Origin of the sequence: Lentilactobacillus diolivorans DSM 14421, assembly GCF_001434255.1 — a bacterium.
Classification (GTDB): domain Bacteria; phylum Bacillota; class Bacilli; order Lactobacillales; family Lactobacillaceae; genus Lentilactobacillus; species Lentilactobacillus diolivorans.
This window is the reverse complement of the sequence record NZ_AZEY01000023.1, coordinates 101,347-116,266: the sequence shown is the minus strand read 5'-3', so window position 1 is coordinate 116,266 and position 14,920 is coordinate 101,347. Positions and strand designations below refer to the sequence as shown.

At 39.8% G+C, this 14,920-nt stretch carries 13 protein-coding genes; 1 reads left to right on the top strand and 12 read right to left on the bottom strand.

The features are described from left to right. Positions 1 to 39: 39 nt before the first annotated feature. The 4 genes from FC85_RS02990 to FC85_RS02975 all read right to left on the bottom strand — a co-directional run bounded on the left by FC85_RS02990 (position 40) and on the right by FC85_RS02975 (position 2,848). A complete protein-coding gene (locus FC85_RS02990; protein WP_057864076.1) occupies positions 40 to 750 on the bottom strand; it encodes a leucine-rich repeat domain-containing protein in 711 nt (236 codons plus the stop codon). Between the two features lie 163 nt (positions 751 to 913). Beyond that, the gene (locus FC85_RS02985) at positions 914 to 1,801 is read right to left on the bottom strand and encodes an IS3 family transposase (RefSeq protein ID WP_083484908.1); all 888 of its coding nucleotides are present in this window, start codon (positions 1,799 to 1,801) and stop codon (positions 914 to 916) included. Next, a complete protein-coding gene (locus FC85_RS02980; RefSeq protein ID WP_057864075.1) occupies positions 1,789 to 1,980 on the bottom strand; it encodes a hypothetical protein in 192 nt (63 codons plus the stop codon). The genes FC85_RS02985 and FC85_RS02980 overlap by 13 nt, the downstream gene beginning before the upstream one ends. Before the next feature lie 637 nt (positions 1,981 to 2,617). Further along, positions 2,618 to 2,848 (bottom strand): hypothetical protein, encoded by a 231-nt coding sequence (locus tag FC85_RS02975; protein WP_057864074.1) that lies wholly within the window; start codon positions 2,846 to 2,848, stop codon positions 2,618 to 2,620. A gap of 374 nt (positions 2,849 to 3,222) precedes the next feature. Between FC85_RS02975 and spxB the strand changes: the two genes are divergently transcribed. Next, positions 3,223 to 4,977: a pyruvate oxidase gene (spxB, locus tag FC85_RS02970; protein WP_057864073.1), complete on the top strand. Its 1,755-nt coding sequence runs from the start codon at positions 3,223 to 3,225 to the stop codon at positions 4,975 to 4,977. A 430-nt stretch (positions 4,978 to 5,407) separates the two neighbouring features. Here spxB and FC85_RS02965 read toward each other — a convergent pair whose 3' ends face one another. From FC85_RS02965 to FC85_RS02930, 8 genes are all read right to left on the bottom strand, one after another. Beyond that, positions 5,408 to 6,361 (bottom strand): KpsF/GutQ family sugar-phosphate isomerase, encoded by a 954-nt coding sequence (locus FC85_RS02965; RefSeq protein ID WP_057864072.1) that lies wholly within the window; start codon positions 6,359 to 6,361, stop codon positions 5,408 to 5,410. Continuing rightward, complete coding sequence (gene kdsA, locus FC85_RS02960) at positions 6,348 to 7,199, bottom strand: 3-deoxy-8-phosphooctulonate synthase (RefSeq protein WP_057864071.1); 852 nt, start codon at positions 7,197 to 7,199, stop codon at positions 6,348 to 6,350. The genes FC85_RS02965 and kdsA overlap by 14 nt, the downstream gene beginning before the upstream one ends. 425 nt (positions 7,200 to 7,624) lie before the next feature. Beyond that, positions 7,625 to 10,138, bottom strand: a complete 2,514-nt coding sequence (locus FC85_RS02955; RefSeq protein WP_057864070.1) for a DUF5776 domain-containing protein — start codon at positions 10,136 to 10,138, stop codon at positions 7,625 to 7,627. A 325-nt stretch (positions 10,139 to 10,463) separates the two neighbouring features. Beyond that, positions 10,464 to 10,829, bottom strand: a complete 366-nt coding sequence (locus FC85_RS02950) for a TIGR02328 family protein (protein ID WP_057864069.1) — start codon at positions 10,827 to 10,829, stop codon at positions 10,464 to 10,466. Between the two features lie 374 nt (positions 10,830 to 11,203). Beyond that, on the bottom strand, positions 11,204 to 12,256 hold the full coding sequence (locus FC85_RS02945; RefSeq protein ID WP_225427628.1) for a glutamine synthetase family protein: 1,053 nt from the start codon (positions 12,254 to 12,256) through the stop codon (positions 11,204 to 11,206). A gap of 424 nt (positions 12,257 to 12,680) precedes the next feature. Then, a complete protein-coding gene (locus FC85_RS02940; RefSeq protein ID WP_057864068.1) occupies positions 12,681 to 13,145 on the bottom strand; it encodes a zinc-binding dehydrogenase in 465 nt (154 codons plus the stop codon). A gap of 30 nt (positions 13,146 to 13,175) precedes the next feature. Beyond that, positions 13,176 to 13,610 carry an alcohol dehydrogenase catalytic domain-containing protein gene (locus FC85_RS02935; RefSeq protein WP_057864067.1) on the bottom strand — a complete coding sequence of 145 codons (435 nt, stop codon included), beginning with the start codon at positions 13,608 to 13,610 and terminating at the stop codon, positions 13,176 to 13,178. A 21-nt stretch (positions 13,611 to 13,631) separates the two neighbouring features. Next, complete coding sequence (locus tag FC85_RS02930) at positions 13,632 to 14,072, bottom strand: MarR family winged helix-turn-helix transcriptional regulator (protein ID WP_057864066.1); 441 nt, start codon at positions 14,070 to 14,072, stop codon at positions 13,632 to 13,634. Positions 14,073 to 14,920 lie beyond the last annotated feature (848 nt).

Genomic DNA, 14,920 nt, shown 5'->3' with positions numbered 1-14,920 from the left:
CGGCTTGAAACTTGGCCGCTATGCTTGAATGTTTCATAACTAGCACAACGCGTTAGGTAAGACAATTACTTGGTAGTCATAAGTAAAACTACCTGTGTATTGGGACGTATTTAAAGAAGATAGATCGCTAATGTGATTATACGAAATATTTAGTCTCGTAACATTTGGTAGCTTACTGATAGGTGTAATATCAGTAATTCGATTACCATGTAGATCGATATCAGTCAATTTTGTTAAATTAGCTAATGGTGAAACATCAGTAACATCATTGTTCCGATACTTTTTACCATAATTATAGTTTTGAGCAATATCTAAAGTAGTCAGATTCTTGGCATATTGTAACCCTTCGAGAGAATAAGAACCTCCTGGATTAGCAGCTCCTAAGGCACCATTCCCCCCGTTAAGCGGTTCGCAAGCCATGTAATCCGGATCAGGATAATATGCTTCTGGCCACCACTGTAACTTTTTTAGTTGCCCTAAATCACCGACAGTTAAAGCGTCAGTATCAGCAACTTCAGGCTTGTTTTCTTGATCATATTGCCAGTTAACATTATACCAAACCAAATTCCTCAACTTTTCATTAGGCATCACTTCCGATAGTTTTGTGCTATCCGTGACATCCGTTGTCGCAGCTTGAACCATTTGGATAAACGGATAATGTTGGAAGTTGTTCCCAACTAATGGTGCAAGTGCTACTCCGCTGATCATCAAACTAACAGTCAATAAATAACGTTTTATTTTAATATTCACACCATAACTCCCCCTTGTGAATTATTTTTTGTATACGCCCTCATTATAACGTGATCTCAACCCCGATTGACAGCCGAAGCCCTTGCTATTCATGATTTAAAAGACTGATCCGTAACTTGATTAGACCAAGTAATCAATCCCCTTTAAAATATATATGATATTCTTACCTTCCTTGAGTACTCTCCCGATACGCCACCGGACTCCGCCATCCCAATTTTTCCTTAATTCGGCGACAATTATAATAATCGATATATTGTTCAATGGCTTCTTTTAAAGTTTCATAGTTACGAAAATCTCTACCATAATACATTTCCCGTTTTAACAAGCTAAAGAAATTTTCAATCACCGCGTTATCAAAACAATTGCCTTTTCGCGACATGCTTTGAAAAATCCGGTGGTGTTTTAAAAGTTGGCAGTATTGCTTTTCTTGATAATCACCGCCCTGATCAGAATGAAATGTCCGTCGATATGGACAGTCACTTGTTTTTCGGATTGCTTCATTCAGACCATCCAAAATCGCCTGTTCATTAGGATGATCCGAAATCCGGTACGCAATAATTTCACTATTATATAAATCCATAAATGCATCCAAAAATAAGCCATGCTTTTGCCAACAACCATCGGCCTGCCTGACAAGATACGTTAATTCTGATGTATCCGTGACAATCTTTTGATGACAAACACTAGTCCGGAAATGCCGCCGCAACCGATTTTTTGAGACTTTGCCGATGGTTCCCCGATAAGAATGATATGTATCAGTTTGAGATGGCACAAAGGTCTTAACCTGCATCCCCAATTTCGCCATGATTCGCTGGACCCGTTTCTTATTAACAATGACACCCTGTGCACGCAGAGCACCAGTTACTCGGCGATAACCATAATCATTATTTTCCTTGCGAATCTGTCGAATTAATGTCACTAATTCAGCATCCCGATCTTGGCGATTTAACCGACCTTCCCAATATTCATAGGTCCCCTTGGAAAAATGCAGGACATCCAAGATATCTTGTAATTTAAACGCGAACCGGAGACGATGGATCAGCCGCGACACTTCTTGATTGGTAATGATTTCCCGCGCTTCCCCAGTCTCCGCAGTTCTTTTAGGTAGGCATTCTCAATTTGTAAATTGCGGACCTGTTCCTCTAATTCTTTAAATCGTGCATCCCGCTCCAAATTAAATGCGGTTAAACTCGAGCCTTCAAATTCTGTATTTACCCAATCTTTTGCCATCCAAATCAGCTTCTTTCCTAATGGACAACGACTTTAATCAATGTAAGTTAACTTTAGCGCACCAGTTTGAAAAAATAAACTAATCGGATTGGCGCTTTTCTCCATCTTGAATGCCCACTAAACAAATAAATACTGCCTAGAATTTAATTTATGGCGTTCTTTTAAGCCGAATATTACAAAAATAAGCCAAAACGATGACAATTGTTACGCTAATGTAAAAAATATTTCAATGTAAGCGTAAACATAGGCACAATTATTAACCCGCTATACGATTTTTGCCTTATACTGTAGTTGGAGTTGAAAAGGGACAACATCATATAAGAATCAATTATTCCAACGCCATTTGATGAATTTCAAGTTAGTTTGACTATTACCAAGGGGGTATTGCTTATCATGAAAACATTGAAGAATTTTTTAGCTAAGCATTTTGAAAGAGAATCCGATCGTTCTGGTAATTTAAATATCAATATCAAAGACCGCCTATTTTGGAATTCAGTTTTAAAGGGCTAATAATGATACGTTCAAAATGATAAAAGCAACTTGGATTCGCTTAAAGGGCGATTTCAAGTTGCTTTTATTTGTTGATGTTTTATAAACTGAAGCAGAATCTTTATTCGACAAGCCGAAAATGAAATCATCATAGAATACCTAAAAATTCCCAATCTTCTTGCTTACTATTCAGCTTTACTCGTTTTCCTTTAACATTGTGGGACTTAACTAATTGTTCAAAAGCCTGGGCAATCTCAGAAAATTGATAGTCCCAAGATAAGTCTGTCCGCTGATACAACGCCTTTAATGACATCCGATAATTTTTTGGCAATGGCGTATTTGCCAACATATTAAATAACTGATCGCGTAATTGTAACATTGAAAGCCCCCTTTCGTAGAGAGTCGTTCGAAAACTACCACCATTGGCAATTTCTAACAATCCGGCAAAGGTTCAACTTCTAGTTAACATTATCTTTCGGCTATACAGATCATTATAGCATATATAGTACCCCATTAACAAATAGACCCTGTGTTATGATTTCAAAACGATGAGAATTTTAATGCGCCAATCATCAAAATACCGGCAACTAATCCGCTTACAATTCATAAGTGCATTTAATTGTTTTTCCCCACAAAGAAACTTATCATAATACTGAAAAGTCGAATGCAACGCCTTTTAGCGCGACTGCATTCCAGACAATCCAGGCAAGTTAGCCGGTTGTCGATCAAAAAATGAAACGGGGGATTTTGATTATGGCAAATACAATTAACTCAGGTATTGCAGCATTACGGACCCTTGAAAGCTGGCATGTTGATCATATTTATGGCATCCCAGGTGGAACGGTCAACAACCTGATGTACGCTTTGGACGCTGAAAAAGACCGCATCAAATATATTCATGTTCGTCACGAAGAAGTCGGTGCCTTGGCGGCTGTTGCGGATACCAAGCTAACCGGTCACATCGGTGTTGCTTTCGGTTCAGCCGGTCCTGGTGCGACTCATCTGTACCAAGGCGCTTACGATGCAATGGCGGATAAAGTCCCAGCCCTATTCATCGTTGGCCAAAACCCACAAGCACTCATGAACCAAGATTTCTTCCAAGAATTTGATGAAAACCCATGGTTCAAAGATGCTGGCGTTTACGCTCGAACTGTTATGACCGCTGAAAGTTTACCGCATATCCTTGATGAAGCTATTCGTCGTGCGTTTGCGCAACACGGGCCAGCTTTCGTTACCATTCCAAATGATCTGGCAGACAAAGAGATCCCAGCTGACGGTTACTATAGCTCAGCTAAGAACTTTGCTAGACCAGAATTAGGTGCCGGTTCCGACGAGCAAATCAACCAAGCTTTGGATTTGATTAAACAAGCTAAGAAGCCAATCCTTTACGTAGGTCAAGGAACCTATGGCGCTGCTGATGAAGTCATGCAATTCGCTAAGAAATTCCAAATTCCAGTCATTACGACCGCTTTAGGCAAGGAAATTATTCCTTACGACTTTGAAGCCTTGCTTGGATCGGCTGCCCGAGTTGCTTCAAAACCAGCTAACGAAGCGCTTCAAGAGACTGACCTTATGTTGTTTGTTGGTTCCAATTATCCATTTGCCGAAGTCATGTTTAAACCTGATGTTAAATTCATCCAAATTGACAACAATCCACAAGTGCTTGGTAAACGTCACAAGACCGATGTTGCCATTTTAGCCGACGCCAAGAAATCGTTGCAACGGTTCATTCAATTAGGCGAAGACAGCCAACCATCTGCCTGGTATGCAGCCAATGTTGATAATGTTGCCAATTGGCATCAATACAATGATGACATGATGAATCGAACAGATGGTGATTTGCGGTTTGAACCTGCGTTTAAGGAAATTAACCGAATTTCTGAAGACGATGCCATTTACTCAATTGATGTTGGCGATGTCACCCAGAACGCGGTTCGGTTACTCAAAGTGAATGGCAAACAACCTTGGATCACCTCAGGACTATTTGCCACAATGGGTGTCGGCCTACCCGGATCAATTGCCGCAAAGCTGAGCTATCCAAATCGTCAAGTCTTTAATTTAGCTGGTGACGGTGCAGCTGCCATGGTCATGCAGGATCTCAGCACCCAAGTTGCCTACCACTTACCAGTGATCAACGTTGTCTTCTCTAATGACGCCCTTGGCTTTATTGAAGATGAGCAGGAGGATGACAACCATGAATGGTTCGGTATTAGCCTGCCACAGACTGATTTTGCTAAAGTAGCTGAAGGTCAGGGCATGACTGGCATCACCGTTGACAAAGTTGATCAAATGAAACCTGCTTTTGATAAGGCCGTTGAGCTAACCAAAGCTGGCAAGCCAGTCTTAATTGATATCAAGATTACCAATGAGCGACCAATTCCAGTTGAAAAATTGACATTAGACGCTGATAAATATGATCAAAAGACAATTGATGATTTCAAGAAACGTTATTATGCTGAAAAATTAGTCCCATTAAGTGACTACTTGAAGAAGCACAACGTTCAGTAACTCAATAAGTGAATAATCCTTTAATATTCTTCACCCAAAATGATATTGACTGTCAAACGTATGTTATAATGATTAGTGTATTCGCTAGGTAAGCCGAACCGCTTAAAACGCGGCGGCACAGATCAGAATTATCTAAAAGAAAGTCCCCGCTACCACGCCATCTGACGCCAACAGGGACTTTTTTGTGGCCTAAATAATCCTTTACTCACAACTAAAAACAGTTATTATCAAAAAAAGAAGGTCAGACATTGACCTTCTTTTTTACTGTCCAAAGTATAGTTAGAAAACAAGTTTCGGCCAGGTTATCAAGAAATCCGAACATTCCCGAGATTGTAAAGGAAATGGCTGTATTTGAGGACCGACGGTTAGAATAAAGGCGTAGCAGAAAACGGTTAGGTCATAATAAACCTGATCGTCTTCCAATAAACCACTAAAATACATCGTGAATCGTCACTACCCCCACTACTTGATTCTTATCGTCTCTAACAACCAAATTGGAGATGTTGTGGCCGGCCATCACCCGCCACGCTTCCTGATTTCTTTTTTCTTGATTGATACTAATAAAATCCCTTGTCATATAATCTTTCGCGACAGATTCCTTGACTGCCGGCACATCCAAAAACTTTTTTCGAATATCACCGTCAGTCACAATCCCCGTGATTTCATCGGTCGCCGAGTTTCTCACTAAAGTGATGCCAATTCCAAAATTACTAATTGTATAAATCACATCATTAATTGGTGTTTCTTCTTGGACATACGGAATTTTTGTGTGCATCACATTTTTCACCCGTTGCAGAAGCATTTTGCCAATGCTGCCGCCGGGATGGTACAGGGCAAAATGTTTCTTATCAAACGATCGTTTCTTTTCCAACGCTACCAGCAAAGCATCCCCTAAAACCAACGTTGCCGTCGTCGACGATGTCGGTGCCAGCCCGGTAATATCCGCTTCCTTTGCAACACTTAGGTTAATCAATAAATCCGTGTTCTTCGCCAAAGTGGAATTAGGGTTCCCTGTCAGGGCGACTGAAGTAAAGCCGTTGGGAAAAATCGTTCTAAGCGCAAATAACGTTTGAATCACTTCTTGGGTTTCACCACTATTGGAAACAAACAGAACTGTATCGTCTTTAGAAACTTTACCTAAATCACCGTGAAACGTTGTGGCAGCATCTAACGTAAAACTGGGCTGCCCAATCGACGACAACGACGCGGCAATCTTTTGCGCAACAATTTCTGATTTACCAATCCCGATAAAGATGACCCGACCACTAGTTTTGTCGATAATATCAACCAGTTGATCAAAATGATCATCCAACCGCTCAGATACTTCAGTTAGAGCCTGCTTCTCTGCTTCAAAAATCTCCTTTGCAATTTCATAGTAAGCCATCTGCCATCAACTCCTCTTGTTGTTGACGATTTTCATCAAACAGTTTGACGGCCGTGGTTAGAATTGGCTTAATTTTATTTAAATACAATTGATTGTCAGCGTCCGAAATTGCCGAAGGTGGGTCTGGATGGACTTCCGCAAAAATACCGTCCACCCCAATTGCCAATGCGGCCCTCATCAATGGAAAGGCAAAATCACGGTTACCGCCAGAATGATTGCCGTGACCACCGGGAACCTGAACCGAATGAGTGGCGTCAAAAATCACCGGATAGCCCATTTTTCTCAAACGAATTAAGCTGGTCATGTCAACAATCAATTGATGATAACCAAATTGAGAACCACGTTCAGTTAACAGGATTTTATTTGAAAAAGGCGTTATCTTATCAACTGCTCCCTGCATATCCTCAGGAGCCATGAATTGGGCCTTTTTGATGTTGACCACCCGCTGAGTTTTTGCGGCAGCAACCAACAAATCGGTTTGCCGGCTTAAGAATGCTGGAATTTGTAGCACATCTGCGACTTCAGCCACAGGGTCACATTGATATGATTCATGGACATCGGTAACAATTGGGACGTGGTAAGTCTCTTTAATTTTACGTAAAATCGGCAATCCATGAGCCATGCCGGCACCACGGCTTGAATCGCCGGAACTTCGATTGGCTTTATCGAAAGATGATTTGAAGACATAGTTAATGCCAAGTTCATCAGTAATTTCTTTTAAGGTTTCAGCTACCTGAGCGCAGGTGTCATATGTTTCAATCGCACACGGCCCTGCTAATAACGTCAGGCGGTCATTTTTAAAATGATAGTCGGGAAAAATTGTTGAAATTTTTGTCATATCTCTCTTCCTCCTTCGAGGCAAAAGCAGCGAGTCCAACCAACAATTACGATAACCGTTAATAGCCATCCGATCAGACTTTAATCACCCCAAGTCAATCTCGTTAAGCTAAACGGTTCCCCCCAGATCGATTTAAAATTTATGCAGCTCCCATCCCCTTTCAAAGATGTTCACCTTCATAATCAAAAACAGACTTATCTACCATGTTGATTTGAAAAGTATAAATTATCATTTATATCAGAATGAATTTATGTGAAGTATATTAACATATATGCACCCGGTTAACAACTAATAGGGTGTCTTATTTTATGGGGGCCAATGCCATTTGACCTCTCGAATTACCAGCAAATATACCTTGTAACACTCAAAAGGGCAAAAAATAATTCCCCCAATTCAAACAAAATTGGGAGAATTATTTTTGACTATTATTTGATTATTTTGACATACTTCGAATTACCAGTAATATAACCACCAGCAACTTGGTATCTCAACACACCGTGCTTCTTGGTACTGTTGGCTTGGGAATACTCCCAGCGCTTAACCTTGAAGACTTTTTTGGTCTGTTTATTGTAATGCTTGTTCCGCTTGGTTAAATTAGCCTTGCTGTATCGGTTAATCGCACCCTTAGCTTGAACCATCTTGGCTGCCTTGGATTTACCTGTAATGACTAATTTTCGGTTAGCGGTGATATGGCGGCCATTAGTTAAAATAAACCGGGTAGTTAGATTATGGCGAACGATTCCCTTAACCTTTAAAACGGTTCCCTGTTTATAGTTCTTAACTTTACGGGTTAAATTCTTGTTGTAATAAGCATTAACGCCCTTTGGATTAATGACGGTAACAACTTTTGGCTTACTTTGATAATAAACCGGTACAACGAATTTAGAATTAGTCGTCAGATAACCTGTTCGATACTTGTTTTTCGTGACATGGTTAACATCCCGAACCTTATAACGTAAACGACCATTACTGGATTTGGCATAGTCCGTCACGACAAACATCGGTCGGTTAATCCGCGGCTTCTTGTCATAACTGGCTACTCGCTGACTCTTTTTGAAAGTGGCATTCTTGTATAAATAAACTTTGTTAACGGCGTAGATAACTTCGCCCTTTGCGACCACACCCGGCTCAGTCGGTGGAATCGGTGTCGCTGGCGTGATTGGCTTTGCCGGGGTTGTTGGCGTAGCCGGAGTCAATGGTGTTGCTGGAATGATTGGCGTAATGATGCCACCGCCACCGGTTCCGCCGCCGGTACTTTTTTTGGTGTAAACGAAAGTAATAATCTGACCGTCTTTATCCAACACGGTTTGGGCTGGACTGACCGTATAACCATCAATCGCTGGTGCTTTAATCACACTGCCGGATTTACCGCTGGCAGTATAGCCCTTCCCTAAGTCTTGACCGTTGCTATCAATCGTCTTAACGGTATAGTTCAAATCAACATCAACAGCCTTTTCAGAATAGACATAGGTGAAACTTTGCGGCTGATCCGTATAGGTCGTAGGAATTGATTCACCCGGTTTCACGCCAACAAAATTGTACGTTATCCCATTAACGGTAATTGTCGCATCGGGAGTTGGCGCCGTATAAGGGCTGTTAACATCCCCAGTTGAACTGGTGTCATCCTTCAATTGATTATTCTGATCATCTTCATAATGAACAGTTACCGTACCCTGAGCAACCGGGTTCTTGGTATACCAAGCCTTCACATCACCGCCGTTTTCAGGAACCGTGACAGTTTTGGCAATCGGTGTATAACCTGCAATTTCCGGAACTTCAACGGCGGTTCCCGGTAGATCAGATTTTTTAACCGGGTCATAATTTGGAATTGGTTCATTAGTCGCCTGATCATAGGGAATAATCCGATATTCAATTGCTTTGACATTGTCCTCATACGGCAGGTAATATGTCATAATTGGATAACCTGAGTTAATTTGCGCATCTTTATACTCGCCGATCATATAATATTTATAAGGGTTTCCCAAGACTTGATAACTACCACCTGAAGGATCGTTGGTCGGTCCCGGCGTCACTTGAGGAAGCAAGTTATTAAAAACATAGTTGTCTGAACCTGTCCAAGTGACCTTATCGCCGGTATAAAACACCTGCTGCATTGGTTTGACATTAGCATCAACTTTATACCACCAATAATCGTTAGCTTTATTGGGACCGTATAAATTATATTTGTTATAGGCGACTCCTTGAGGTAATTTTTCTTTAAACGGCGCCTGCCAGGTATAAGTATTCCCCGTTAGATGAACCGTCGGCAGAACAACTTGCTGCTTAAAGTAAGAAAATGATTTATAGTTACTGATACTAAGTGACGAAAGATCTTCAATGCAATTGTATTGAAGTCGCAATTCTTTGATATTCTTTAAATTTTTCAGCGGTGTGACATCAGAAATTCGGTTACTATACAAATTAACCTCAGTTAAATTCTTCAAATCTGCCAACGGTGAAATATCCGTAATGTCACCATGAAAATATTTTGGCGCGAAATCCAAACTGGGCGACAAGTTAATTTCTTGTAAACTAGTGGCATATTGCAGCCCTTCCAGCGAATAGTTACCTGGATTATTAGGACCAATGCCACCATTTCCACCATCAATTGGTCCTGCATCAACGTATGCCTGAGGACTTCCTGAAGACGGCGAATAGTTCAACTTTTGTAACTTAGCCAAATCACCTTTCGTCATCTCAGCTGGACTGGCAATCGGTTGGGTTCCAGCTTGATCATTGTAGTTATCCCAAACCAAGTACCGTAGCTTGGCGTTCGGCATAAATGTCGGTAACTTGGCATCATCCGCTGGAATTGCCGCAGCCTGAACCATTTGAACAACTTGATTCTGATGAATGACATATCCAGCTAACGGCATAATTGCCGCCCCCGCCAGCATTAACATCATTCGATACAAATAACGCTTGAATTTGATTTTCAAAGTACGCCCCTCCCCCATAAAAAAAACAGCGCATTAACTATTTACAATTTCACCCTAACATATCCCTGTACGCAAACGCTATCATTTCGATTTAATATGGAATAATCACTTATCAAGATATATTAGGGTTCAGAAAACAGCTCGCTAAAATTAACTGCATACTCAATTTGTAAAGCAAGCCAAGGGAAGCGACATACTTAAATTTATTTTGAACATCATTAATCAACCACAAGAAACGGGCTCACCAACAACTGCAACACTTGTTAATGAGTCCGTTTTAATTTTTTACCAACCCATCTCCAAAACGGATGGCGTGTCGGATAAATTAATCCAGAAAGATACCCTTACCCGCTAGGTTATGCAAACAAATGGCTAAGTATTCGGCATTATGCTCTGGATAAATTGGCGTTGTTAGCGGCACCTGCTTCATCGTTTGATAAGCCGGACATTTTTTCCCACGATAAGTCGGTTCAAGCCAAGCTAAATCAGGATGATAACCCCGCCGTTGCATTTCTTTCATTACAAGCACGTGGAATTGGTAGAGCTTGTACGGTGAATATTGAAAAACATAGTTGACCGTGGCGTGGGGTCTCCCCCAACCATTTCCGCGAAGTGCCGCGATTTCACGATGTTGACCAAGTAATTGTTGCCGCGGCAACCTGCTAATTAAGCTTTGATGCCATAATCGCATTTAACGTCTCCTTTCAATCTTCTGAATAAGTCTGGCCTTGGTAAATAAACCAAAGAAACATGCCATTATCCAACAATTGTCAATTTAGTTCGTATCTGCAAATTCACAATCTATTTTCCTTTATGATCCAAACTAGATAATTATTCTTTTATGAATTTACATATTTCAATTCCAGTAATGACATTTAATGGGCTTTTTTAATATTGTATAGAGTAGTTATGACTTTATGGAGATAAAAAATAAAGTGCCGTTACGATTATTTCTAACAGTACTTTATTTTAAACGAACTTTCATTATTTATTTACACATTTTAACAATATCGCAAACTCACGTTTAATTAAACACCGAGGATTCATGCCTGCCTAATCCCAGCATTAAACATTAAAATAAGTCTTCTTTTCCCAATCAGTGACACTCATCTGATAGTTGGTCAACTCATCCTGCTTAATTTCCAGATACTTTGGCACAACACTTCCCAAAGATTTAGCTAAAATATCATCATTTTTCAAATTAGCCAGTGCAGCCGGCAATGAGCTTGGCAATTCAACAATTTTGGCATCGGTCCGTTGTTCTGGCGTCATGTTATAAATGCTGTCTTCAACATTCTTATTGGGCGTTAATTGACGTTGAATCCCATCTAATCCAGAAGCTAGCAAAGCCGAAATTGCCAAGTATGGATTAGCGGAGGGATCGCCACTCCGTAATTCGAACCGCGTTGCCGGACCACGACCATCAGGGACTCGAACCAAGGCTGTCCGGTTATCCACGGCCCAAGCAACATAGGTTGGCGCTTCAAATCCCGGGACTAATCGCTTGAAACTATTAATGGTTGGATTGGTAATCGCGGTAAAGGCTTGAGCATGAGCTAAAATACCGGCTAAATAATTCAGGGCCAGTGAAGAAAGACCGTGGCTACCCTTGGAATCATCAAACAGGTTCTTGCCATCCTTAAACAAAGACGTATTCAAATGCATCCCCGAACCATTCATCCCAGCTTTTGGTTTCGGCATAAAGGTTGCCCGCAGGCCATACTTAACGGCAATCGCCTTGGTGGCTAGCTTTAACAGTTGAATTCGATCTGCCGTAATGACCGCATCGTCAAATCGAAAATCAATTTCGCACTGACCCGGTGCGACCTCATGATGATCGGCTTCAATCTGGAAGCCCATTTGTTTCAATGTATTAACCGTTTCTCGGCGACAAGCCTCACCATTATCATCTGGATAAACATCAAAGTAAGAAGCCTGATCATTCAAAGTGTCAGTTGGTTTGCCAGATTCATCTGCTTTAAATAGGAAGTACTCCATTTCGGCACCAACATTTAGATGGCCACAATCAATATCAGTCAATGATTGATTTAGTCGCTTTAAAACGAAACGAGGATCACCAGCAAATGGGGTACCGTCACGATTGTAGACATCACAAATCAGTGCGGCCGTCTTCCCACCCGTGGTGATCCATTTTAGTTACTATGATAGTTTTTGAACAGTTTTAATGAAAAACTACTATCTGTAAGTGCTAGTAGTTAGTACAACGGCAATGCTCCTACCGGCCTAAGAGAGAATCGCAGAACTTGATCTAAACCTGATCCATACCCCCAACGGTTCTTTTTTATTGCCTGCATTAAGACTACTAACGCAGCAGTTCCAAATAGTAGGACTGCCCAGGCAACAAAGATTCCCCCCCTTCTTCGGAAGAATGTTCCCCCAACTAACTCTCCAATACCATTAGTCAAACACAAAAAGCACTCTACTACAGAGATAGAGTACTTTTTAAGCGAATGATAAAAGCCAGAATTTAATTTACTTTGTAAACACAATTCTCGGTCTACTTTCTATTTCCAACACTAGTTTAAAAATTTATGACGATTTTCCCCGAAACATGTCCTTGTTCGCTTAAAGCTAGTGCTTGTTTAACTTGCTCTAAGGTAAAGTTAAATTGCTTTGTAACAAAAGTTTTTATCTGACCTACTGCAACATAGTTAGCAATTTTTGCTAGTATTTCATTTTCAACTCTTAGATTACTAAACATGGCAATAATCCCATATTTATCCGCCATCTTTTGATCGGGCATACCATTAGTAGTAAGTAGTCTCCCGCCTTCTTTTACTAGCTGATAACTTTGACTTAGAACCCTCCCACCGATCAAATCTAAAAGAGCATCAACCTTTTTAAAATTGTCAAATGCATGTGATTGATGATAGTCAATCACGCCATCTGCCCCAACGTCTTTTAAAAACTCTTTATGGTTTGGACTAGCAGTAACATAAACTTCGGCTCCTAATTTTTTAGCAAACTGAATAGCAAATGTTCCCACAGACCCTGCTCCTCCTTGAATTAATAAGCGTTAGCCCTTAATAATATTCAAAGAATCCACTATTGCTTCCCACGCGGTTAAACCCGTAACAGGTATAGCTGCTCCTTCCGAAAAGCTAACCTTGTTTGGTAATACAGCAGTCCAACTATCCTGAGTAATTGCATACTCACTATATGTTCCAGCAAAGGATTCAACAAACGAAATGACACGATCGCCTGGCTTAATTGTCTTTACCTCAGGGCCGACTGCTTCTACAATGCCAGAAATATCCATTCCCGGAGTTACAGGGAACTTCATCGGTACCACCTGTTCCATTGCACCGTTGCGAATTTTCCAATCCAATGGATTAATGCTAACAGACTTAGTTCTTATCAAAATCTCATGCTGTTGCGGTTGTGGTTTTGGCGATTCAACCATTGCTAAAACTGAATTATCACCATAATGATCATATTGAATTTTCTTCATATTTATCTCCTTTTTTCCCGGTTAATCAAGTAAAAATCGATCTATCATATCTTTTTTGTTTTCAAATATTTTTTTTAGTAACTTGGTAAATTGAGCTGCTTCATTTTCAGTAAGCCCCTCGACTATCCATTTATTAACAATTGGGCTCACTCTCACAATTTCCAAATAAGCACTTTCTCCCTTATTTGTTAAAAATATTTGCTTTTCTCGCTTATTTTTAGGATTCACTACCACATCTACAAATTTTAATTTCTTTAATTTTGCCAATTGTTTAGTAATAATACTATGATTTCTGTAAATCTGGTGAACTAGCATTTTCTGTGAAAGACCTGGATTATCATGAATTTTTACAATGAGCATGAAGTTATTATCCGATAGATCTACAGATGATAATAAATGCGTTATCTGATTCCGAACCAACCGATTAATAACCGATAAAAGCATCTCAGACTGGTTATTCAAAAACTCTTCCTCCTTATCCCAAAACATGTTCATTTGAACATGATTGGACTACATAATAACAATTCCTTTAGTCCGTTGCAAATGATAAGAATTTAAAAAATAAATTTTCTACCAAATCCCTTATTATGCAAATTATTTCAGAGGTGATTATCTCGTAACAAAAATAGGCTCTATTTTCAATAGTGTGTCAATGACAATATGAATGTTTCTCCAATATTTTATAAACATCGCTAACAGTTTTTTGGCAATACCAGTGCTCACCATCTTGCCATATTTAATCACATAAAGATAATCTGCAAAAAGATCCTTTGAAAACATGGAACAAAGTATGTTAACTTAAAACATTCCTTTGTATTTTCCCGTATAAAAAAGAACTATTTTATCTGAGTGTTGGCCGTGTCATACTTTTCTTGAAAAGTTGATAAACTATTTGCAAAGAAAATTAGCAATACCGAAGAACTTAAACAAGCCATGGTAAGCGATTTGAAGCAAAACGCAAATCGATCCATAAAAAATCAATGGTTTAAAATATGGATACGTCCAATATCTATGGGAATTAATTGACACTGTTCAAGGCAATTTAGAAAATCTTCCGGGAAACAGCTAAGAGGCACAAACACTTAAAAAATTAGTTGATCTATTGCAAGATTAGTACATTACACTAATTGATTTAGGAAACATTGATCAATATTCCAGACGAACGAGAACATAATTGGTTTATTGATTAAAATATAAAAACGCCTTATCAACTAATTTTAAATGAGCTCTGAATTAAGGAGCTTAAAATTAATTAATAAGGCGGCTATTATTGGTTGTTCAATTATTTTTCTTTTCATTCCAAAATGGAT

Bases quoted from the DNA above. Each gene is read 5' to 3' on its own strand.
- kdsA (WP_057864071.1), bottom strand. From the start codon at position 7,199: ATGACAAAAATTTCAACAATTTTTCCCGACTATCATTTTAAAAATGAC.
- FC85_RS02980 (WP_057864075.1), bottom strand. From the start codon at position 1,980: ATGGCAAAAGATTGGGTAAATACAGAATTTGAAGGCTCGAGTTTAACC.
- FC85_RS02950 (WP_057864069.1), bottom strand. From the start codon at position 10,829: ATGCGATTATGGCATCAAAGCTTAATTAGCAGGTTGCCGCGGCAACAA.
- FC85_RS02975 (WP_057864074.1), bottom strand. From the start codon at position 2,848: ATGTTACAATTACGCGATCAGTTATTTAATATGTTGGCAAATACGCCA.
- FC85_RS02935 (WP_057864067.1), bottom strand. From the start codon at position 13,610: ATGAAGAAAATTCAATATGATCATTATGGTGATAATTCAGTTTTAGCA.
- FC85_RS02965 (WP_057864072.1), bottom strand. From the start codon at position 6,361: ATGGCTTACTATGAAATTGCAAAGGAGATTTTTGAAGCAGAGAAGCAG.
- spxB (WP_057864073.1), top strand. From the start codon at position 3,223: ATGGCAAATACAATTAACTCAGGTATTGCAGCATTACGGACCCTTGAA.